Below are 22,701 nucleotides of genomic sequence, written 5' to 3' on the forward strand. Positions count from 1 at the left end.
AAATCTGCAATTGATGCGATTAAATCAGATGCTGATCTAGCAGCTGACGACCTGGCAACGGCAAAAACAACAGCTGGAGGTCAATTAGACAGCTATGTAGATCCGGCAGATTACACCATAAATGGAACTGCATTAACAGCTGCAATCACCACGGGTAAAGCTAATATTGACGCAGCAACAGATGAAGCAGGCGTAGCCTCAGCATTAGCGGCAGCGAAATCTGCAATTGATGTGATTAAATCAGATGCTGATCTAGCGGCTGAGAACCTGGCAACGGCAGAAGTATCCCTCAATGATAATGGTCAACCAATAACTAGTTTATCAGATGGTCAAATATGGATAAATTTGTATGTTAAGTTAACAGGAGATGAATTTATTGGTCAACCTTTAGAAAGATCAATGATAATATTCGATGGTGACTTTGCTGGACTATCTCTGAACGGTACTAGATGGCCTGAAAATGAAATTACTGCAATACTTGATGGTGTTCATGGAACCATAACGAATAATAGTGGTAAAGGTACTATTACGATAAAAGGATCCGCTTTGCAAAGTGGAAAAGATCTGACAATTACTATTGATGTTATATCTTCTCCTTAAACCTTAAATTTTTTATTGTCGCGTGCCTATCTCATTATCGAGATTTGAGCACTTGCGATGGACAAGCATGACCCAAAAACCGAGAACTTGTCCACGTAGGTTCATTAACCAGGCTCACTAAAAAAACAACCTTCCCGTCTAGGGGGTTAAGTGATAATCGTTCTGACGAGGCTGTTTCTGGTTTGAATTGCGATTTCCCCTTTAGTAATAACATTTTTACTTCCCTAGTTGTTGGAGTGAAAATAGCTTGCTGAACCAGTTAAGTCACCATCTTGAGAATATCGTGAGCATTATTCTGGCTGCTCATAACGTTTATGGACTTGATGTTGCGTGTGATTTCTGCGGAGTTTGCTTTCAATTAGGGCGTGTTTGAAAACTCTGAAGGCGGTAAAAGATGCACTTCAGTAGGTTTCAAGACACGTCCTAGATCGAGGTACTGAAGATGGCTTGAAAATTGTTTAACCTTACCACCGAGTGTTTCAATCCGGCTCGTCAAATGTCCGTAAGGACATGTACCAGCTTGGTGCTGTCATCCCTGGTTTCTAGATCATATACCGAAGAACTAACATTCTCCAGATTTTGCGATTTCAGATCATTCAGCAGAGCATCGATGACGGCGTGCATCCGATCTGATTCTATTTTATATTGGCAACTTGGGCATTTAATAACATTGGCAAAAGAAGAATGTGACTCAGAACTTACAGACTGCATGACAAGAGCCTAACTCCTTGACGGGGGTTAGGCTCTCCTCTTAGCGATCAGTATATTCATAATAATAAACTGATATTTATTATGGTGAATACTATTAATGTAGCTGCAACATACTTGATTTTATTGAATTCCAATAAACTTACTTTTATCCTACAATTCCCTCTGGAGTCTCTTTCGAATATAACTGGATTGTTTATGAAATATGAATAAATAATTTCTGTTACTATTTTTTGATTTTTAACACTATCTTTAACAATTTATGTTGACTACTTTAAAAAAATTGATTGAAAGGAGAAATAATTGAAAAGAAATACCTTATCCCTAAGAAGGGAAGGGACGTGAAAACTAAAATTGGGAAGAAGAAGAAAATAACGCGGGTCGAACGTTCATATAGTCGCCAAGCAGAAGAGATCGTTTCGAAACCGGTCAAGAAATGGTCGCGCCGAGGGAAGGTTCGAAGGTTGGATTCGAGTTCAAGACAAAATCAACGACATTGGGCGCAATCGGCGATTACAAAATGAAGGATGCCGAAGACGGTATATAAGAAACAATGAGTTGTGTATTCGATTCTGTTAAGCGTTGACGTGTTCCTTTTAATTTATGAAATTCTTGCTATAACATAGAAAGCGGCAAGTTCACGATCTGTATCAGGAACTTGCCGCTTTTGTGTTACCGTAATATTAACTCTAATGCTCATGTAAGCTTAACTTCAATGCTCACAAGAACTTGCGATGGTGCTTTTTGCCGTCGTAGGTGAACCAGATCGGCTTTTCCTCCACACGGGTCTCGACATGCACCGTGCGCCCCCAGAGGCGGTACAGATACGGAAGAGTACGCTCCATGTATTTCAGGTCCAGCTCAATGCCCTCATACTGGTGTTTCAGCACCAGCTCGCCAGTGCGCAGGTAGTCTGCGTCCTGTACGACCAGATACGGCGAACCGCCGTTAATACGGGAGAATACGAGCTGGTCGCGGATGTTCTCCCAGGATTTGTCGGTGATCTTCCAGTCCGGGCCTTTTTTCTCGAACACGTAGAGATCCAGGTCTTCCGTTAACTTCTTGGTCATGTAGTTGCGGATAAAGGAGGTGTCCGAGTCGAACTCGCGTACCTCGAACATTTTGGCCCGGCCTTGACCTGGTTGTCGGCCCCAGCGTTCTTGCTCCTCACGCGTAGGGTGATCCCAGCGGTGCTCAATGTCCTCGAAGATTTTCAGTCCCAGATAATATGGATTCAGGCTCTGCTTGGATGGCTGCACGACAGAAGAATTCAGCTTGGCAAATTCGATCGTATCCTCACTGCTCAGGTCGAGCTCGCGTATAATACGCTGATGCCAGTACGAAGCCCAGCCCTCGTTCATGATTTTGGTTTCCATCTGCGGCCAGAAGTAGAGCATTTCTTCGCGCATCATACTCATAATGTCCCGCTGCCAATCGGTGAGCACCTCGGAGAACTCCTGAATAAACCACATAATATCCTTCTCCGGCTCCGGCGGGAAATGATGCACCTGCACGCTGTCAGCCGGTTTTTCTTCAACCTGCAGCTGGTCGAGTGACCACAGATCGTCATATTGACCTTCCGGTTTGGGTGTTTTCTCCCCACGCTGCTCACGGATTTTCATCTCCATGTAGCGCTGTTTATCCAGGTGTCGCGGTTTGATGAGCTGCGGGTCTACATGCTCCTGAATGGCGAGAACGGCGTCGATGAAGGATTCCACAGCCTCTGTACCATATTCCATCTCATAGTTGCTGATGCGGTCTGCCGTGGCGGCCATGCTTTCCACCATATTGCGGTTGGACTTGGAGAAGCGGGCATTGTTTTTGAAAAAGTCGCAGTGAGCCAGCACGTGGGCTACAATCAGCTTGTTCTGGATCAAGGAGTTGCCATCGAGCAGAAAGGCGTAACAAGGGTTGGAGTTGATCACGAGCTCATAAATTTTGCTAAGACCAAAATCGTACTGCATCTTCATCTTGTGAAAGGTTTTGCCAAAGCTCCAATGGCTGAACCTCGTTGGCATGCCGTACGCACCAAAGGTATAGATGATATCCGACGGGCAGATCTCGTAGCGCATCGGGTAATAGTCGAGGCCGAATCCATCGGCAATCTCCATAATTTCGGCAATGGCGTATTCCAGTTCGCGGATTTCATCGGTCATCCCAGGCTGCCTCCTTCTCTTTTTTGAAAAAAGCTGCGCAACGCTTTGTACACTTCACCTTTTTCCTTGATGACGTAATACATAAACTGATCGATCTTGATATGGCGATAAGCGGACATCAGTGTGCTGCTGCGGTTGTACTGGTTCACCTCACCGTACCCGAACATGTTGCTGCGCTTCATCAGCTCTCCGATCAACTTCACGCACCGTTCATTATCCGAGGTCAGGTTATCACCATCCGAGAAATGGAACGGGTAAATGTTATAGCTGGAAGGCGGGTAGCGCTTATCGATAATATCCAGTGCCTTCATATATACAGAGGAGCAGATCGTGCCGCCGCTTTCACCGCGAGTGAAAAATTCCTCTTCGGTCACTTCCTTGGCTTCGGTATGGTGGGCCAGAAACACGATCTCAACTTTCTCGTACTGACGGCGCAGGAAACGGGTCATCCAGAAGAAAAAGCTGCGGGCACAATATTTTTCAAATGACCCCATCGACCCTGATGTATCCATCATGGCAATAATGACCGCATTGGACTGAGGGATAATTTTGTCTTCCCATGTTTTGTAACGAAGATCGTCCGGACTGATATGGTGAATGCCCGGATTGCCCGTGGTTGCGTTGCGGCGCAGGTTCTCCAGTATCGTACGTTTCTTGTCGATGTTGGACTGCATGCCCTTCTTACGAATATCGTTGAAAACGACGGTATGTGTCTCGATCAGATCTTTATCTTTCTGTTTCAGGTCCGGCAGCTCCAGCTCAGCAAACAGAATGTCTTCCAGTTCCTCGATGCTGACCTCGGCTTCTACAATGTCATGGCCAGGCTGATCGCCAGCTTTTTCGCCCTTGCCGGGCTTTTGAGACGCAGGGTCACGACCAATGACATCGCCAACCTGGCTGTCCCCGTCGCCTTGACCGACATGTTTTTGCTTCTGGTAGTTATACACAAAACGGTACTCATCCAGACTGCGGATTGGTACCTTGATGATTTGTTGTCCATCGGACATGATAATATTTTCTTCAGTAATCAGATCAGGCAGATTCTGCTTAATGACATCTTTCACCTTTTGCTGATGGCGCTGCTGGTCCTGGTACCCTTTGCGGTGAAGCGACCAATCTTCCCGGGATACGACGAACGAGTAAGGCTGGTGTGAATTTGACATGTAGGCACCCCCCATTGATTACGCGGCACAGTTTGGCCTGTCGGTAATTAAGTATATTCACGGTTGGGGACGATATGTGATGCGGACTCAACTAAAATGAATGAAATATGGCGAAATTGCCTTCACGACGCACTGATAAACGATACATGCCGGAAATTTTACAAAAATCATGATCCAATGTGATTTCTTTCCTTTACAATAGAGGAAAGAGACTGATTCTGAGCATCGAATGCTGATGCGTGTAAAGGAAGGATTATGTGTGGATAAACGTGCGGTAAAAGCCTGGATTATGTATGACTGGGCCAATTCGGCTTATGCAACAACGGTACTGGCAGCAGTGCTGCCCGTATTTTATGCTTCTGTCGCAGCGGCGACAGTCGATAAGGATACTGCAGCTTCCTACCTTGCCTACACACATTCGATCGGAATGCTGTGTGTGGCCCTGTTAACGCCTTTATTGGGAACGCTGGCTGATCTGTCTGGACGAAAAGGCAACTTTCTGCGTGTCTTTACGATCACCGGAGTTGTCGCCACATTAGGTTTCAGTATAATCGGAGAAGGGGATTGGCTGCTTGCCTCTGCACTGCTGGTGTTATCCACGATTGGCTTTGCTGGTGGCAATACGTTCTATGATGCCATGCTGCCCGATCTTGTCCCCGCAGAACGAAGGGATATGGTGTCGTCTAAAGGGTATGCCTATGGTTATATTGGCGGTGGGCTGCTGCTCGCCATCAATCTGCTGATGATTCAGCAGCCAGGCTGGTTCGGGTTGCCGGATACACTGGCTGGCACGAGACTTGCATTTGTTTCGGTTGCGTTATGGTGGCTGCTGTTTTCCATCCCCATTTTCCGCCATGCACCGAGACGATCTGCATCTCCTGAGCTGCCTGCATCGTGGACGGGATATGCCAAGGTGGGCGTACGGCGCTTGCGTCAAACCTTTGGTCAGATTCGGCGTTTTCCGCAGCTGCTTCGCATGCTGGTGGCATTCTGGTTTTTCAATGATGGCATTAACACCATTATTCTCATGGCAACCATCTACGGCACAAGCATTGGAATAGGTACAAGTGACCTGATGCTGGCGCTGCTGCTTACACAGTTCATCGGTTTTCCGTGTACACTGCTGCTTGGTGCATGGGCTCAGCGGTGGGGAGCGAAGCGGGTGTTGATTGTAAGTTTAAGCGTATATATCTGTATTGTCGTTCTGGGATATTTTATGACCCAAGCGCTGCATTTCTATATTCTCGCCGGCCTCGTAGGGGTGGTGCAGGGGATAAGTCAATCGACCGCTCGTTCTCTGTTTAGCAACCTGATGCCGGCTGGTCGCACGGGAGAGTATTTTGGATTCGTTAATATAACAGGCAAATTCGCTTCGATCTTTGGTCCGTTCGTATTCGGTTATGTTGGACAGATTACGGGCTCCACGCGCTGGGGGATTCTGTCACTGATTTTCTTTTTTGCAGCAGGCATTGTCATGCTGTTGATGGTGAATGTGCAGAGAGGGATACAGGACGCCGGGTTAGCTGATCAGGAGGAACAGGAACGCATCCGAGGCATGAATATAGCGGGGAATGCGACAGGTGTGCCATTTACTCATTAAACGCAGTCCGGATTGTTCGCTGAAGTTTTATCCAGGCTCCAGACATTGTTCCTGACAGAACAGAGGTCCGGGGCTTTTGGCATGCGCACATAAGCATCATTAAATGAAGAAACAGTGAACGTGAAGAAATTATGAAAAGGTGAAAATAAAAGATTGACATGATACATATTGTATCATAGAGTAATGGTATAAATACATATTGTATCTGAGAGTGTCGAAACGGCCTGTCAATGACAAAACATGATTACCCGGTAAATCCGATCCCACACCGCATATTTATTAATATACAGAGGAGAGGCTGCCATTGATAGATACGCAAGGAAACGGACTTGTCCTTTTGTTATGCATTCCTCGAAGTGGCAGTTCGTTATCCACAGTAATGCTGCAAAATCACAGCCGTATATTTGCCACACAGGAGATGTGGTTCCTGATGAATCTTGTTGATTTATCCAGGGCTGATGCTCGCGCATACGGTGGTAGTTCCATTATTCGTCAATTTTATCAAGCGATGGTGTCCGAAGAACATTACGAAAAGGCATGTAGAAGCTTTGCTCTTGAAATATATAATGGGTTCCTGGAAGGGAGCGGAGCAGACTTCATCGTTGATAAATCTCCGCGGTATTATTATATGCTGGAATGGCTGGATCGTTTGTTCCCTCAGTCCAGACGTATTCACCTGCAGCGCAATCCCCTTTCTATAGCGGCATCCTTCAAAAAAGTAAATCGCAATATCGGCGAAGGCTTTAATCTGATGGAAAGTCTTCACAGCTCAAAGCTTAATATGAAGGCTATTGATCTTACACTTGGATTAGCTCGTTTAGATGCGTACTTCAGCGAGCCACATCGGTTAGCCTATGCATTGAAGTATGAGCAGTTGGTGATGAGACCGCAGGAAGAGCTTGAGAAATTATGTGCTTTTCTTGGTATTTCTTATGAACAGGGCATGGAACGGTACGGGCAGTATGTGAACAGTACCAAAGCGGACATGTTTTATAGTATGGGGGTGGGGGATCCATATCTTTCAACCCATGAGGAAGCACATCAAGATTCTGTTAACAACTGGAAAAACATACTGGATCGGCAAGAAATCGAATTGTACTGCCGTGTACTGGGTGCGAATCTGTTTCACCGAATGGGATATAGTGAGCAGCTGATGGAAGCGGAACAATGGACAGGAGTCCGGGTGGCAGCTGAGCCTGATCATGAACTTATGGAGCGGCTTCACCAGCAGCTGGCCGCAGCAACGGGATGTAGCTGGGAGCCGGACTACCGCATGAAGGCACCGGGCTATGGCGACATCGTGAAAGCGGCCTCGTCTCAAAGCGACGAAGGGACTGGGCCTTCTGTGAAGTCGGACCCGACACTTGAGGCGATGGTTACGATTAGACAGCTTCAGGCGGCACTTAGGGCAGCGGACCAACGCCTGGAACATGGCTATACCGAACAGCAGCGTTTGAGGAAACAGCTTGCCTCTGCTCACCATAAATTGCAGCGAATTAAATCATGGATACCATTTGGTCATCAGATCAGCGCATGGGCATCCCAGCGTAAGATGGTTCGGGGAGGAAAGTCATGAGTGCCATAGCGGGAATAGTACATATGAATGGTCAACAGGCGCTATGGGAGGATAGCTGGCGGTTATATGCCAGCCTTGGACATATCCCTGCAGATACGACGGGGGTATGGAAGGGGGATGAAGCCTTTCTCAGCTGTCATGCCCAGTGGATCACACCAGAGTCCGTCTACGAGAGATTACCTCTGTATGACGAAGAGAGCAAATTGACGATTACCGCTGATGCCATTCTGGATAACCGTGAACAGCTGGCAGAGCAGCTGCGGATTTCAAGATCGGCACTCATCGCCATGGCCGACAGTGAGTTGATACTGCTGGCATATCAGCGCTGGGGAGAAGAGGTGGCCACTCATTTGCTGGGCGACTTTGTGTTTGCAATTTGGGATGAACGCCGCCGCACACTGTTTGCGGCAAGAGATATTACAGGCATGAGAACTTTATACTACCGTCTTGATGGTCCGCGATTTGCATTCTGTACGTTGATGAAACCCTTGCTTGAACTTGAAGGGGTTCAGAAGTCACTTGATGAAACCTGGTTATCTGATTTTCTGGCTATACCAGACATGCTTGATACGGCAAATATTCACGCAACGGTGTATCGCGGAATAAATCAACTGCCCTCAGCGCATACACTCACGTTTCGAAGCGGCAAGGTCGAAATGAAGCAGTATCATCGCTGGGATAACGTGGAGCCGCTCAGGCTCAGATCAGATGATGAATATATAGAGGCTTTTCGTGATGTATTTAGCCAGGCTGTTGGAGCACGCTTGCGAACACATAGACAGGTCGCTGCCGCTTTAAGCGGTGGATTGGATTCGGGTTCCGTCGTTGGGTTTGCATCTGGCACCCTTCGAAGCCAAGGAAAGCAGCTGCATGCTTACAGCTATGTGCCTGTTCCGGATTTCACTGATTATACGTCGAAAACCTTACTGGCAGATGAGCGACCTTTCATTCAGTCTACGGTTAGCCATGTAGGCAATATCTCGGAAAACTATCTGGATTTCGAAGGTCGGAGTCCGCTCAGCGAAGTGGATACGTGGCTGAATATGCTGGAGATGCCTTATAAATACTTTGAAAATTCATTTTGGATACGCGGATTCTATGAAAAAGCGAGTGAACAGGACGCAGGTGTTCTATTAACAGGAGCACGCGGTAATTTCACCATCTCATGGGGGCCTGCACTGGACTATTATGCCAGCTTGCTGAAAAGCGGCCGTTACTTCCGCTGGTTCCGCGAGATGCAGCAGTACAGCGGACGGACGGGTATGGCGTTATCACGCATCGCCAGAATTACAGGCCGGAAGGCTTTTCCACAATGGTTCCAAACGAAAAATAAGGGTGCAGCTCCAGCGTTGGGAGCTCCATTGATACATCCGGACTTTGCCGCAAAAACGGGTGTGCTGGACCGACTCGGCTCCATCATCGTACAACAGGGTGGTGCACAGGCGAATGCGCTTAAAGTAAGGGCCGACAAATTCAATAATCTGGCGATTGCAAATAAAAATGGTACTGTCGCTACCAAATGCTCTCTTAGGTACAGAGCTTGGGAGCGAGACCCGACGAGTGATCCGAGAGTCATTCAATTCTGTCTCGCTGTACCTATTGAACAGTATGTACGTCAAGGGACCGATCGCTCCTTGATCCGTCGCGCTGCATCACCGGAATTGCCGGATAAGGTGAGACTTAATCAGCGTGTAAGGGGAGTACAACCTGCCGATTGGCTGCATCGCATCCTGCCTGATTGGGAAGCTTTTACTTCCGAACTTAGGACATTATGTTCTGACAGTCAGGTTGCAGGCATATTAAACACGGATCGGATTAGTACAGCTTTGTCTAATCTACCGAGTCCGAGACCTGAGCTGGCATCTCATCCGGACTTGCGATTAATGATGCATAGTCTCATTGTATACCGGTTTATTCAGAGGTTCTGATTCATAGTAAAGAGCGCGGCCAATGCTCATGAAAGGAGGTGAATACGATGCAAAACGAAAAAAAGGAATGGCAAGCTCCGGCACTTGAAGTATTGGACGTTAATAAAACTATGGCTGGTACTGGCTATAGACAAATTGACTGGGTTACGGATCATGATGCTGATTTGTACGATCCAACAACGTCTTAATCTTGTTTTCCCATAGTAAACCAAACTAATAGGGCGGAATTGCATCCAGTCTAGCTTTTTCGCCTCCGCCCTAATATTGAGCAGATGAATATCAGGGCTTTTTCTTATATGAATAAATGAAGGAGGCATCCTTATTGTTGCCTGTGCATTATGAAGCTTACGGGTTAATCTGGTCGAGTCAGATCGTTATGCCCGAATTGCAGCTAGTGGCACCTGAAGCAGGGAGGAAAAGGCAAGTTGATGTGCATATCGAGTCCCGAGATCTGACGGGATTATGGACGCAATGGGATGTGGGGAGCGACAACTTTGTGGCGCGGGACGGTTGTCTTTTTTTCAAAATCGAAGAAACGGGTTTGTTTTATATGGAGCAAGGCAAAAGGATTATGGTATCTCCGGTACCGGGTGCGGATGAGAAAAAAGTGCGGTTGTTCCTCCTTGGGACATGTATGGCCGTTATTATGATGCAGCGCGGCATTCTTCCACTCCATGGAAGCGCCGTTGTTGTGGATGGATGGGCATATGCCTTTGTCGGACATTCAGGAGCAGGAAAATCGACATTATCCGCTGCGCTTGCTTCACGCGGTTACCCGCTTCTCACGGATGATGTCGTTGCACTGACCTGGGATGCTGGTGGAAGGGCGATCGTGTCGCCGGGATATCCGCAGCAGAAGTTATGGCAGCCCAGTCTGGATGGCTTCGGCATGAATAAGCAAAACTATGCAACCGTGCATGCCGAAATCACGAAGTATGCTATACCGGTTCAGCATTATTTTTATGAAAGATCCGTGCCGCTTGCAGCAATATTTGAGCTTGTACCACAGCCGGATCATGAACCGGGGCCCGTACAGCTGGAGCAGGTTATTGGTCTGGAGCGCCTTCATTTGTTATGCTCGCATACGTTTCGCGGGGGACTGATCGCACGTCAGGGTCTGGCTCAATGGCTGTTTGAAACAGCTTCAAGACTTTCGGCCAGTGTCGAGGTTAACAGATTAAGCAGGACAGGTTCACATTTTACAGCATTTGAGATGGTAGAACGAATCATTACTCATATACGCAAAGGGGTGCATACAGAATTATGACAGCCAGCACAAAAATCAACGCAAATGACCGGGTCACTCGCAAGGAAGGCAATCTGGTCAGTGATATGGGCGGGGAGAAGGTCATGATGAGCATCGCTTCCGGTAAATATTACAATCTGGGAAGCACAGGCGGACGGATCTGGGAACTGATTGCCGAAGAGCAAACACTGGATCAATTGATTCAGGCACTCGCGGCAGAGTATGATATTGAGCCTGAACGATGCGGGGAGCAGGTTGTCTCTTTTTTGCAGCATCTGCTGCGTGAAGATTTAATCGACGTTACCGTATCCAGCGGAGTATGATGAGATGTTTCGTAAAATAAAAGCTTTTTTCAAGCTCTCTGGTTCGATGCGACGTTTGGTGTGGGAAGCTTATGTTCTGCTTGCGTGGGCACGCATACAGAAGGCGAAGCCGTTCGCTAAAATTGCTCCAGGGCTTGGCGCTCCGATGTTCGAAACGCCGCTGACCGGGTTGAACCGCGACCAGATCGCTATGATAAGGAGCATATCCAAGGCAGTAATGATTGCTGCCAAATACACGTTATGGGAAAGCAGTTGCCTTGTCATGGCTGTAGCTGCAATGAAAATGCTGGAACGACGTCATATTGAAAGCACACTGTATATGGGGACAGCTAAGAATGAGCAGGGGCAGCTGATGGCTCACGCCTGGCTGCGAAGCGGAAAACTGATCGTGACTGGAGCAGACACGATGGACCAATACACGGTAGTTGGCGTATTTGGCAAACGATGTCCTGAGAAGGGAGCCGGGGAGATTGTCTATAACACATGAAAATGAGCAGTATGCAGCAGAGTTACCAAAGGAGCTCAGACTGATCTTGAGCATGCTTAGAGGGGATATGACAGCTCTGACTTCCCAGGAGATTGAGGGCCAGCTGCACGGTGTGGATTGGTCGCTTTTTTTACGTCTTGTCTATCATCATCGACTGTATTCTGTAATGTACCTTTATTTGAAAAAGGAGACAGCGCTGCCCGTTCCTCAGGCGGTGATGGAAAGCTTGAAGCAGCAGTATACGATGAATACGTTCCGTATGCTGCAGTTAACGGCCGAGATGGAACAAGTGTGCGGAGCTTTTCGTGAGCATGGCATTCGAAACATTACGCTGAAAGGTCCCGCATTGGCTCATGATCTGTATGGAGACGTATCTATGCGAACCTCCAAAGATCTGGATATTTTAATTCCTGTTCAGGATGTAGAAGCTGCTGCGAGAACTCTTCAGGGACTTGGTTACCAGTGCAAGGAGGGGGAACGAGCTCTGACGGTCCGCAGTTGGAAATGGCGGGAGCATCATATCTGTTATATTCATCCGCTCAAGCGAACACAGATCGAGATTCACTGGCGGCTCAATCCGGACTCCGGCCGGGAAAGCGACTTTGAATTGTTGTGGCAGCGAAGCCGGTTCAGTACGTATACCCAGACACCTGTACGTATGCTGGAAGCAGAGGATTTATGGGTTTATCTGGTGACTCATGGTGCAAGGCATGGCTGGTTCAGGCTGCGCTGGCTGCTCGATATCGACCAGATGATTCGTACGATGCCACTGGATGTGAATAAGATCGAGCGTCGCCTGAAAGAAGAAGCACGTTTGTCCATCGGCTCGCAGACACTACATCTCGTTTCCAATCTGCTGCATACCCCACTTAATGAGGCATATAGATCCATCATGTCGATGAATGTGCGTGCTGGAAAACGATTGGCTAAAGAAAGCGTGCTGTTTATGAAGGATATGCTGGACAGCCCAGCAGATTTAAATCAGTATAACTCTTATTTATTTGCCCTGCGCAGCACCAGGCAGAAATGGTTTTTCTTCATTGAACGTTTATATCCAAGCACATGGGATGTGCATCAGCTGCCGCTTCCACGATCACTGTACTTTTTATATTTCCCGTTACGCCCGTTTCTCTGGTTCTGGCGACGCTTGAAAAGAAGCACAGTAACAGAGAGGAGTAAAGTATGAATTCTGAATTGCGTTATTTTATGCGAAAACTTCACCACGTTACGGGGCCTGTATTATATTGGAATCTGCTAGGTATGATCTGCATTGGCTTAATGGAGGGCATCGGCATATATATGCTGGTTCCAATGCTGACTCTGATCGGCATTTTTGATATGGGCTCTTCCGGAATACACATTCCTTGGTTAACTGACTTTCTCCATCAATTCTCGCAGCATTATCAATTAATCCTGGTATTGCTTACCTTTGTACTGATCGTGTCAGGACAGGCGTGGATGCAGCGCCTTCAGACGATTCGTAATGCCCGCATTCAGCAGCAATTTATACGAACGCTGCGTATGGAAACCTACAGCGCCATCCTTATGGCAAAGTGGTCCTTTTTTCTCCCAAAACGAAAATCCGATTTTAACCATATATTAACGACCGAGCTTGCACGTGTCAGCCAGGGAACGAGCATTTTGCTGCAGATGGCGGCTTCGCTTGTTTTTACTGCGATTCAGATTGGCCTGGCTTTCTGGTTATCTGCCAGGTTAACGGCGCTTGTGCTTGTTTGCGGTCTAGTATTGTTTTTCCTGCTCAGAACATTTGTGAGACGTGCGAAACAAATCGGAGATCAAACGACGGAATTGTCACAAATGTATTATAACGGGATCACCGAGCATTTTAATGGAATCAAAGACATCAAGAGTAATATGCTTGAGCATTCACATATCCATTGGTTTGATCGTATGTGTAGACGTATTGAGCGCAATGTTGTGCAGTTCAGTCAGCTCAATACGGGTACACAACTGATTCATCGTGTGTCTGCGGCGTTAATTATCGCAGCGTTTATCTATTTATCACTACGTGTGATGTCAGTGCCTCCAGCCAGTTTGTTATTGATTATTTTGATTTTTTCACGATTATGGCCGAGATTTACAGCTATTCAGTCCAATCTGGAGTACATAAGTTCCATGCTGCCTGCATTTCGAATCGTGAGAGAACTGCAGGTACAAACCGGGAAAAGCCGTGAAATCAGTGAAAGTATAGTTGCAGCGCCACAATCTACTGCTGCACCGGCTCATTCTATCGTTCCCGTGGATCTCAAGGACTCCATTATCTGTCAGGATGTATATTACCGTTACGAAGGAAATGATAACTATTCGTTGTCGAATGTGTACGCAGCCATTCCGGCCAAAGGCATGACGGCGATTGTTGGTAAGTCGGGGGCAGGCAAAAGCACATTAATCGACCTGATTATGGGGCTTATGCGGCCTGAGAGCGGGAATATCCTGATCGACGGGAAATCTTTGACCGAGGAAGGATTGCTTAGTTGGCGCAGTTCGATTGGTTATGTATCCCAGGACCCTTTTTTGTTTCATACGAGCATTCGTGAAAATTTACGTCTGGTCGACCCTGACGCGAGTGAAGAGCAGATGTGGCGGGCCCTTCAGTTTTCTGCCTCTGCCTCGTTTGTTCGCAAGCTCCCCCAGGGGCTGGATACCATCATAGGGGATCGCGGAATCCGACTGTCAGGCGGTGAGCGTCAGCGTCTGGTGCTTGCCCGCACGATGCTCCGTAATCCATCCGTGTTGGTTTTGGATGAAGCCACAAGTGCGCTGGACAGTGAAAATGAACAGTATATCCATGAAGCGCTTGAGCAATTAAAAGGGCATGTTACCATTATTGTTATTGCCCATCGCTTATCCACCATTCGTACGGCAGACCGCGTGATCGTTCTGGAGGAAGGACGTGTGATTCAGGAGGGCGGTTATCAGCAATTATCCGCAGATCCGGTGGGCACGTTCAGCAGATTGCTGAATATGCAGGCTGGTGCTGCCGGGCAGTAGCAGAGATAGATTGTGTATGAGGGGAAATCAATGAGCTTGTTCTCTAATGAGTCAACTAGAGTGGATGAGTAAAGGCGTACCGTTCAAGGTACGCCTTTGGTACGTCAAGTTTTGCTTGGCATTGTAGTTTGGATTGAAATTTAGCTGGTCAGGACCGAGCCGGACTTCAAAGGCAGATGTAAAGCCCCGATCTGTTGCAGATGCTGAATGATGTCCTGGACCGCTTCTTCAATGGTGCATTGTTCTGTATCTATGATGAAGGAAGGAGATTGTGGAACATCATAAGGGGCAGAGATGCCTGTAAAATGAGGAATTTCACCTCTGCGTGCTTTTTTGTAAAGCCCTTTGGGGTCACGTCGCTCACATTCTTCTATGGAACAACGAACATAGATTTCAATGAAATCCTCTGGTTCAAACATGCTGCGAACCATGGCCCGATCCGAATCATGTGGGGAGATAAAAGCGGAGAGCACAAGCACCCCTGCATCAACCATCAGCTTGCACACTTCTCCGATACGCCTAAGGTTTTCCTGCCGATCTGCTGCAGTAAAGCCAAGGTCCTTGTTCAGTCCATGCCTGACATTATCTCCGTCCAGTACATAACTGCGGACTCCCTGCTCGTGTAGGTACCTCTCCAGGGCAAAAGCAATGGAGGACTTGCCCGAACCGGATAAACCTGTAAACCACAAGGTACGGCTGTGATGCCCGTTATTATTCTCGCGATCCTGCCGGCTCAGACTTGATGCTTGCCAGGTAATGTTGCGATCTTCGTTTGACATGTTATCCGCCCTTTACATCTGTGATTTGTATAATATTTTAACATATTTACTAGATTATAGACTATGAATGTTTTCTGCAAAATAAGCGTGAAGGGTCTGTATATCGGGTATAGATGTTATACACATAGAGCAGGAGGCCAATATTTATGCGTGAACACATTCAAAATATACAAGTAGGTTTCAAATGCCCTGATTGCGGGCAAGAGGTGAGCACGCATTTTATGCAGGAACAAGTAAGCAGCGTTCGCTGCGGGGGCTGCAATCGAGCATATACACTCATGAAGCCAACGATTGGAGATGAGATTTTGCTGGATTGGGAGCAGGAGGCGTTGTATCACAAGCTGCGTGCAGAGCGTTCGGAAAGGGACAACCATAACATGTCAGCACTTATTATCAAAGTCATTGAATTGCTTACCTGGCGCGATCAGGGTGACGGTCAGACCCGCGCTATTCAAACGGTAAAGGAGTGGCTGGCTGCCAGCGGCAAGCCGCAGACTTTGCTTGAACTTTTTCATCAACCGACTTCCACTAAACGTGAAAATAAACGGTTATAGCGTTAATGTTACATAATATTGATGCTCCTGCGGCATATTACCTGAAGGTGTTTGTAGAGCTATATATCAAACCGAATATTCAGGAACAGGAGCGGATAACATGAAGCGAATCGTTCGCTATCTGCTGCTCGGCTTGTTAACTGTTAGCATGCTGGCATCATATGCAGAAGCATCACCCATTAACGGAGCGTATCATTTTGGTTTTAAGAAAAGTCAGAACGGTCAGCTGCCTTCAATTGATCAGGAAGGGTTCAAATCCATACTGGAACATAATCATGCCATTTTTCTAGGGGATACCAAACAAAAAGAACTATATCTGACGTTTGATAACGGTTATGAAAATGGCTTCACCCCTGCCATATTGGATGTGCTGCGAGCCAAGAAGGTACCGGCGGCTTTTTTTGTCACAGGTCATTATCTCAAGGATCAGCCCGAGTTAGTGAAGCGAATGGCAGCTGAAGGCCATATCGTGGGCAACCATTCCTGGAGTCATCCTGATATGACTCGAATCTCCAATGGTCAGATTAAAGAGGAACTGGAGAAAGTAAAATCCGAGATACAGCGGCTCACAGGCCAGAAGGACACGTTTTTACGTCCACCTCGTGGTATCTTTAACAACCGTACGCTTGCCGAGAGTTATGCGCAAGGATATATTAATGTGTTCTGGTCTGTAGCTTATAAAGACTGGGATACCAATGTTCAGAGGGGAGCACAGTACGCTCATCAGCAAGTACTGAAGCAGCTTCATCCAGGGGCAGTGATTTTGCTGCATTCGGTGTCCAAGGACAATACCGAGGCACTTGGTTCCATTATAGATGAGGCACGAAAGCAGGGATATGCGTTCAAAAGTTTGAATGATTTGAAAACAAAAACGTATTAATGTTTTCCAGGTTATTGGACTAGAATAAATAAAAAGGGCATGCCAGCGATTACGCTGAGCATGCCCTTTTAGGTTATGCTTATCCAAGTGCCCCAACAGGCATCCCTATCAATTGAATAAATTCGAATATGAAGTTGTTCTAAAATGCTGTGTTATAAATGATACCGATCGTCTTGGGACCACAGTGACTGCAAATAACGCAGCCTGCCGTTGTTAACTCTACGCGTGCCCCCGTTTGTTCCTGAAGCGTTTGTTGCAATGCGATGGCATCTTCCTCCGCCATAGTGTGAACAACAATTAATAAATCTTGATCGATCCGCTCCTTGTCACTGAGTGTATTTTGTAACATTTGCTCAAGCGCTTTTTCCCGTTTGCCACGCACTTTGTAGGCCGGCGTCATTTTACCATCGGTGACGCGAATGACAGGGCGAATTTTAAGCAGGCTTCCAATCAGGTTTTGCATACCGGAGCAGCGTCCGCCTTTGTATAAATACTCGAGTGTATCGATTACAAATTCGGTGCGCACAGTTGGCTTCATCGCTTCGATCAGTTCAGTAATCTGTGCCAGATTCTGTCCTTGCTCCGCCGCATGAGCAGCTTTCATCACCATCAGGCCGATGCCTGAGGAGAGGTTTAGCGAATCGATGACAGAGATACGTGTCTCCGGAAATTCGGAACTGGCGATCAGGGCATTTTGATATGTGGATGAAAGTTCGGAAGATAAGGAAATATAGAGAATATCATCGCCTTGTTCTATGTAGGGTTGAAATGCTGCCATAAAATCTGCAGGTGAGGGAGCAGCAGTTTTAGGCAGAGCGCCATCACGGCTTACACGTGCATATAATTGCTCTGGTTTGATCTCGGCTCCATCCTTCAGTGATTGCTCACCAAATACGACATACAGAGGAATGATCCCGATGTCATATTGCTGCACCCACTGGGGTGTCAGATCGCTGGTGCTGTCCGCGAAAATTTTAATTCGTGCCATGTCAATCTCCTTTATCAATCCATATTTTTCTGCGAGTTATAAATGATCATAATTGTAGGTGGGGACCATTGCAGATCCTGCACGGCCGCTAAATTTATTATAAATAAGCTGCTCTTTCATGCAAAGCATTACATCATGTATATACTTGCGAGAAGCAGTCCAGCGATTAACAGAATAAGCAGGCTATTCAAAATGGTGCCGATGATAGCAAATACTTTTCTGCGATTTTTGAGCACCAATCCGATAACGCCCAGAATGATGCCGGCCAGGTTAAGAATCAGACAGATCAGGAAGGCTAATGACGCCAGAACGATGGCCGGATGAAAGGCAAGCTCTTCCCGACTTATGGATGAATCCAGAAGTTCCACCGAGCCGTACAATGCAAGAGAAGCCAGCACAAAGGTAATGATATGCCCGATGAGTCCAACCAGGCCCACAATGAAACTGGCTATGCCCGGACCTGAATGCTTGAGCCGTGCCGGTGGATGTGCTCCTGGATCAGATGAACGCATGTAATCGGTGTTACTATAGGGATTTGAATAGCCTGCTTGGGAGGAGGCATTATTATTCCAGCCTGAATTTTGAGAGTTATGGTCATCCATGAGTAAGGACTCCTTTGTACAGATCATATAGTCTAAAAAGCTTTACTTAACTTATAATTTAAACAGCATAATGAATACTTATTACCCTGTTTGCAGTGGAATGATTTGCATCTGCTCTGAATATGGCATTCCTTTCTACTTTTCCACAATTATCGAGAAAAAGCAAGGTTTCATGCATGAGGTTTGTAATAATTTCGTTGGGAATATTCATGCGTAAAGTTTTGAAATCATGAGATGCGCCAATTCAAGCTGGCTGGTAATGAGATCATGAATTAGCTACAATAATATGAAGTCAGAAATGAATCTAGGGAGAGAATGAATATGCAGCGAAAATGGATGATGTTTGGAGCGATTTTAACGATGCTGTCTGTAGGTATTGGTGCATTTGGTGCACATATGCTCAAAGACAAAATTGGGGCAAGTGCAATCGCTACATATGAAACCGGAGTGCAGTACCATATGATTCATGCTCTGGGTCTGCTTATTATTGGATTGACCGCAGGACAAATTGGAGAATCCCTGAAGCTGAAATGGGCGGCACGTTTGCTGTTTGCCGGTATTATCATTTTTTCGGGCAGTCTGTATGTGCTGAGCATCTCGGGTATTAAAATTCTGGGGGCAATCACACCCATTGGTGGGGTAGCTTTTATCATTGGTTGGCTGCTTTTCGCAATAGATGTTTGGCAGCGCGGGCAGAGCAGGTCAGTGAACTAAAGTCATGCTGTTGATCCAATATTGTGTTACAAAAATGAGATTATAATAAAAGCAACCTGTGATCGAATGTTTTGCATTCCGGCTCAGGTTGCTTTTTGTGTTTTTTCAATTAGCGTGATTTCATTCAAAGTTACAGCAAAAACTCATCAATTTCGTTTGTACGGAATGTATAGACCTGTTTTTCATCCACATGGTAGATGCTTACCACATGATTATCCCGATCAAAATTAAGAATGCGACAAGGAATGCTCTGATGTTTACCATTTTTGTTGTTCACTACAATTCGAGTGAGGCGATTTTCTTTAATCAAGGATTGAATCCAGGCTTCGAACGAATTGGTGTCAGCCACATGAGATGAGTCGGAAGAAGGAACAGAATTAGTCTTATCCGACTTGTTTGAGGTTTGCTGTCCATCGGGTACTTGTGGTTGTTGTTCTTGTTGTTGTTGCAAATCCATCTGAATGGGCTCAGAGGCATTTGTTTTGGTCTGCTGAAGCATCGCTTCAATAATGTTACCGAGTTCTATTCCGGAATGAATCCGAAAGTCCGCAATTTGTTCCTGTTTGTTGATGAACTCCATCAGGGACTGCAGTGCCAGTGCATTTGATCGGCTTTTAATAAGTATATCGACATTAAATAAATAGCCGACGTCATCTTGATTGGATACGGTTTGTTTCATTCATCCCAGCCCCGTTAAATAGTGTGTCAGCACAAACGTGCTCCAATATACTATAGCATTAATATGCTGGAAATCATAGTACTAGAGACTTATAAAGCAGGTATGAAACTCTTCTGTGCTGCGCGAATAGTCTTCTTTTTTTCATTCGCTAGATTTAGAGGGAATTACAATTGTAAGTGTTTTGATATCGTTAATACCTATTTGGAGAGGATACACTTTTTCTTCTTTCACGGCTGGTGTCCACACGGCAATTCGCCAAAGGGCATACACTTATCGTGATCTGTGGAAGAGGAGGTGGATCGGGAGATTATGGTGACAATGGAACCGATCGTAGTGGGAGACCATGTGCTCGTGGGGGTAGAAGTCAAACTTCCCAAAACGACACTGCTAACAATTAATACATCCAAAGGATACATTATGTGCGGAGCGCTTGATGTGGGGTTGTTGAATGAGAAGCTGGGGGATCGCAAGATCGTGGCCGCGAGGGCTGTGGGTGTTAGAACGTTAGAGCAGCTGCTGCATGCACCGATGGAATCAGTGACGACTGAGGCGGAGGCCATGGGGATTACAGTAGGCATGACAGGTGTAGAAGCATTGTTGAAAATGATGTGATGTAAATAGTCTGATCAGGAGCAGCCTTTATGAGGCTGTTTCTGATATAGTTTTTTAACGCATGCTGCTGCTGATGCGCGTGTGGTTCAAGATCTTATTGCACGTTTCAAGGTAGTTATTGGAAAATATAGAAAAATGAAACGAAGAAGAAGATACTTCAACGCATCGCATTTCGGCATCAGCAAACCAATGGCGGAGTGTTGACCTGAATTTTAACGATTCTCACAAACCTTATTTCGGTGAAATTACAGGTTTAATAAACGTAACGATTCCCAGCGACGCTATATCCTTCGGAATGGGGTATTTTCAAGGGTTTTACAACAGAAAGACTAAAATAGCGTTTCTCGGAATCGTTACGTTTTCATAAGGGCAGAAATACATCAAATAGCGTCATCTCGATTCGTTAGCGTTCAGCACCATGTTGTCCAACACCGAAAACCCAACAAATTCTCAAACGTATCCTCTCATATCTCACCTCAATGCCTCATCTCAATGCATCACCTTTAACATACGACTAATCATTATTTCACCTGACCAAACATTTCACACGGCACCCCCCACACCACACATTGAAGACTGCACACCACTCCACTAAACTACACACCGCGCAAACTACACACGACGCACACCGCACCTGGCACACACGGCACCCGACACACGACGCACCGCACCTGGCATACACCGCACACGACACACGACACACGACACACGGCACCCCCCCCCACAATACATACACCTCACATCACACGCTGCACTATATCAGCCCACATCACATTGCTTCACCTGCCCGCCACTATAACTACCGTCACTGTAAAAAAAATAGCTGCCGAGATATTCCCGGCAGCTTGGCCAAAGTCGGATGAATTCCTCCTTTACCCATTCTATAATGACAAACGTCCAATCGTTGTTGCAGGCATCCAAGTCTGGCCGAACGGCAGAGCATCTTGATGCGCCCAAGCTCATTACACCACGCGCCAGGAGATGCACACCGTGCGAAACGGACTACTTATTCTCTGCAAACAAGGCAGCAAGGTTCTCCTGAAAAGGTGCACGAACGATGCCTTTTTCCGTAATAATGGCGGTAACATACTCATTCGGAGTAACATCAAAGGCCGGATTGTAAACTTTAACACCCTTCGGGGCAGTACGCTTTCCGAATCCTTCGGTGACTTCTTCAGCGGCACGCTCCTCAATGGGAATCAGATCACCAGATGCAGTGGACAAGTCAATGGTGGACAGCGGACTTGCGACATAGAACGGAATGTTATGTGCTTTGGCAAGCACAGCCAGACTGTACGTACCAATTTTGTTGGCTACATCTCCGTTGGCTGCTACACGGTCCGTACCCACGATGACAGCTTGCACCCAGCCTTTGGACATGACCATACCTGCCATGTTGTCACAAAGCAAAGTAACATCAATGCCGGCTTGCTGCAGCTCAAATGCTGTCAGGCGAGCACCTTGCAGTACAGGGCGCGTCTCGTCAGCAAACACCTTGAGATGAATGCCTCGCTCCTGAGCGAGATACATCGGGGCGGTCGCTGTCCCGTATTTGGCCGTTGCCAATCCGCCTGCGTTGCAATGAGTCAGTACACCCATCCCGTCTGCAAACAGGGGCAGGGCATGCTCTCCGATCATGCGGCACACTTCCTCGTCTTCCTTCTGAATGAGCAATGCCTCCACTTCAAGCGCATCTGTGCTTTCTGCCAGACTCAGGCCTGCTTCTGCCGCTTGATTCGCCTTTTGCATCATGCGATCCAGCGCCCAGAACAAATTAACCGCTGTTGGACGGGATGTCGCGAGGTGTGCGCAGACGGACTTGACATGATCGAGCCAACCTTCAATGGCGATGCCATCATAAGCTTTGGCTCCGAGCACGACGCCAAATGCTGCCGCAATGCCAATAGCAGGTGCGCCGCGCACTTTCATGGAATGAATGGATTCCCATACTTCCTCAGGAGTGTACAGTTTCAGCATTAGAATCGTTTCGGGCAGCAGACGCTGATCGAGCATTTCGAGCTTGTCCTTTTTCCAATTGAGCGAAGACAGAGGCTGATGTTCAGGGGTTGTCATAGATGTTCCTCCGTTCATAAT

Annotated in this window: 21 protein-coding genes; 14 read left to right on the forward strand and 7 right to left on the reverse strand. The window is 46.8% G+C overall.

What is annotated here, in order from left to right:
- Positions 1–600 (forward strand): hypothetical protein (locus IEW26_RS14330; RefSeq protein ID WP_188592923.1); only part of this gene is annotated, 600 nt, incomplete at its 5' end.
- Positions 601–2,027: 1,427 nt separating this feature from the next.
- Here the strand turns inward: IEW26_RS14330 and IEW26_RS14335 are convergent.
- Both IEW26_RS14335 and yhbH read right to left on the reverse strand, forming a co-directional pair.
- Positions 2,028–3,464 (reverse strand): SpoVR family protein, encoded by a 1,437-nt coding sequence (locus tag IEW26_RS14335; protein ID WP_188592924.1) that lies wholly within the window; start codon positions 3,462–3,464, stop codon positions 2,028–2,030.
- Positions 3,461–4,627: a sporulation protein YhbH gene (gene yhbH / locus IEW26_RS14340; protein ID WP_145403047.1), complete on the reverse strand. Its 1,167-nt coding sequence runs from the start codon at positions 4,625–4,627 to the stop codon at positions 3,461–3,463. Before yhbH ends, IEW26_RS14335 begins: the two co-directional genes overlap by 4 nt.
- A 259-nt stretch (positions 4,628–4,886) precedes the next feature.
- Here yhbH and IEW26_RS14345 point away from each other — a divergent pair, with 259 nt between their 5' ends.
- The 9 genes from IEW26_RS14345 to IEW26_RS14385 all read left to right on the forward strand — a co-directional run bounded on the left by IEW26_RS14345 (position 4,887) and on the right by IEW26_RS14385 (position 14,799).
- Positions 4,887–6,227 carry an MFS transporter gene (locus tag IEW26_RS14345; RefSeq protein ID WP_188593289.1) on the forward strand — a complete coding sequence of 447 codons (1,341 nt, stop codon included), beginning with the start codon at positions 4,887–4,889 and terminating at the stop codon, positions 6,225–6,227.
- 304 nt (positions 6,228–6,531) lie between these two features.
- Entirely contained in the window at positions 6,532–7,803 is a 1,272-nt protein-coding gene (locus IEW26_RS14350; protein ID WP_188592925.1) for a sulfotransferase family protein, read from the forward strand.
- Positions 7,800–9,731 carry an asparagine synthase-related protein gene (locus IEW26_RS14355; protein WP_188592926.1) on the forward strand — a complete coding sequence of 644 codons (1,932 nt, stop codon included), beginning with the start codon at positions 7,800–7,802 and terminating at the stop codon, positions 9,729–9,731. Before IEW26_RS14350 ends, IEW26_RS14355 begins: the two co-directional genes overlap by 4 nt.
- 47 nt (positions 9,732–9,778) lie before the next feature.
- Complete coding sequence (locus tag IEW26_RS14360) at positions 9,779–9,919, forward strand: paeninodin family lasso peptide (RefSeq protein WP_111271481.1); 141 nt, start codon at positions 9,779–9,781, stop codon at positions 9,917–9,919.
- A gap of 134 nt (positions 9,920–10,053) precedes the next feature.
- A complete protein-coding gene (locus tag IEW26_RS14365) occupies positions 10,054–10,998 on the forward strand; it encodes a phosphoenolpyruvate carboxykinase (ATP) (protein WP_229729867.1) in 945 nt (314 codons plus the stop codon).
- Entirely contained in the window at positions 10,995–11,300 is a 306-nt protein-coding gene (locus IEW26_RS14370) for a lasso peptide biosynthesis PqqD family chaperone (protein WP_111271483.1), read from the forward strand. Before IEW26_RS14365 ends, IEW26_RS14370 begins: the two co-directional genes overlap by 4 nt.
- 4 nt (positions 11,301–11,304) lie before the next feature.
- Positions 11,305–11,787, forward strand: coding sequence for a lasso peptide biosynthesis B2 protein (locus IEW26_RS14375; protein WP_145403041.1), 483 nt, complete (start codon positions 11,305–11,307; stop codon positions 11,785–11,787).
- Positions 11,771–12,973 (forward strand): nucleotidyltransferase domain-containing protein, encoded by a 1,203-nt coding sequence (locus IEW26_RS14380; RefSeq protein ID WP_188592928.1) that lies wholly within the window; start codon positions 11,771–11,773, stop codon positions 12,971–12,973. Before IEW26_RS14375 ends, IEW26_RS14380 begins: the two co-directional genes overlap by 17 nt.
- Positions 12,970–14,799: an ABC transporter ATP-binding protein gene (locus IEW26_RS14385; RefSeq protein WP_188592929.1), complete on the forward strand. Its 1,830-nt coding sequence runs from the start codon at positions 12,970–12,972 to the stop codon at positions 14,797–14,799. Before IEW26_RS14380 ends, IEW26_RS14385 begins: the two co-directional genes overlap by 4 nt.
- Positions 14,800–14,939: 140 nt before the next feature.
- On the opposite strand, the gene cysC is transcribed toward IEW26_RS14385, so the two are convergent.
- Positions 14,940–15,578, reverse strand: a complete 639-nt coding sequence (gene cysC / locus IEW26_RS14390) for an adenylyl-sulfate kinase (RefSeq protein WP_188592930.1) — start codon at positions 15,576–15,578, stop codon at positions 14,940–14,942.
- A gap of 146 nt (positions 15,579–15,724) precedes the next feature.
- Between cysC and IEW26_RS14395 the strand changes: the two genes are divergently transcribed.
- Together IEW26_RS14395 and pdaA are read left to right on the forward strand one after the other, a co-directional pair.
- Positions 15,725–16,132, forward strand: a complete 408-nt coding sequence (locus tag IEW26_RS14395; protein ID WP_188592931.1) for a hypothetical protein — start codon at positions 15,725–15,727, stop codon at positions 16,130–16,132.
- Between the two features lie 100 nt (positions 16,133–16,232).
- Positions 16,233–17,012: a delta-lactam-biosynthetic de-N-acetylase gene (pdaA, locus tag IEW26_RS14400; protein WP_111271489.1), complete on the forward strand. Its 780-nt coding sequence runs from the start codon at positions 16,233–16,235 to the stop codon at positions 17,010–17,012.
- A 139-nt stretch (positions 17,013–17,151) separates the two neighbouring features.
- Here pdaA and IEW26_RS14405 read toward each other — a convergent pair whose 3' ends face one another.
- Positions 17,152–18,000, reverse strand: a complete 849-nt coding sequence (locus tag IEW26_RS14405) for a DegV family protein (protein ID WP_188592932.1) — start codon at positions 17,998–18,000, stop codon at positions 17,152–17,154.
- Between the two features lie 128 nt (positions 18,001–18,128).
- Positions 18,129–18,602: a cell division FtsX domain-containing protein gene (locus IEW26_RS14410; protein WP_188592933.1), complete on the reverse strand. Its 474-nt coding sequence runs from the start codon at positions 18,600–18,602 to the stop codon at positions 18,129–18,131.
- A gap of 321 nt (positions 18,603–18,923) precedes the next feature.
- On the opposite strand from IEW26_RS14410, the gene IEW26_RS14415 reads away from it, so the two are divergent.
- Positions 18,924–19,316 carry a DUF423 domain-containing protein gene (locus IEW26_RS14415; RefSeq protein ID WP_188592934.1) on the forward strand — a complete coding sequence of 131 codons (393 nt, stop codon included), beginning with the start codon at positions 18,924–18,926 and terminating at the stop codon, positions 19,314–19,316.
- Between the two features lie 130 nt (positions 19,317–19,446).
- On the opposite strand, the gene IEW26_RS14420 is transcribed toward IEW26_RS14415, so the two are convergent.
- Positions 19,447–19,995 (reverse strand): hypothetical protein, encoded by a 549-nt coding sequence (locus tag IEW26_RS14420; RefSeq protein ID WP_188592935.1) that lies wholly within the window; start codon positions 19,993–19,995, stop codon positions 19,447–19,449.
- A 309-nt stretch (positions 19,996–20,304) separates the two neighbouring features.
- Here IEW26_RS14420 and IEW26_RS14425 point away from each other — a divergent pair, with 309 nt between their 5' ends.
- Positions 20,305–20,607 (forward strand): YunC family protein, encoded by a 303-nt coding sequence (locus tag IEW26_RS14425; RefSeq protein WP_145403032.1) that lies wholly within the window; start codon positions 20,305–20,307, stop codon positions 20,605–20,607.
- Positions 20,608–21,609: 1,002 nt separating this feature from the next.
- On the opposite strand, the gene mtnA is transcribed toward IEW26_RS14425, so the two are convergent.
- A complete protein-coding gene (gene mtnA, locus IEW26_RS14430; RefSeq protein WP_111271517.1) occupies positions 21,610–22,698 on the reverse strand; it encodes an S-methyl-5-thioribose-1-phosphate isomerase in 1,089 nt (362 codons plus the stop codon).
- Between the last annotated feature and the right edge of the window lie 3 nt (positions 22,699–22,701).

Source organism: Paenibacillus silvae (assembly GCF_014639235.1).
Classification (GTDB): domain Bacteria; phylum Bacillota; class Bacilli; order Paenibacillales; family Paenibacillaceae; genus Paenibacillus; species Paenibacillus silvae.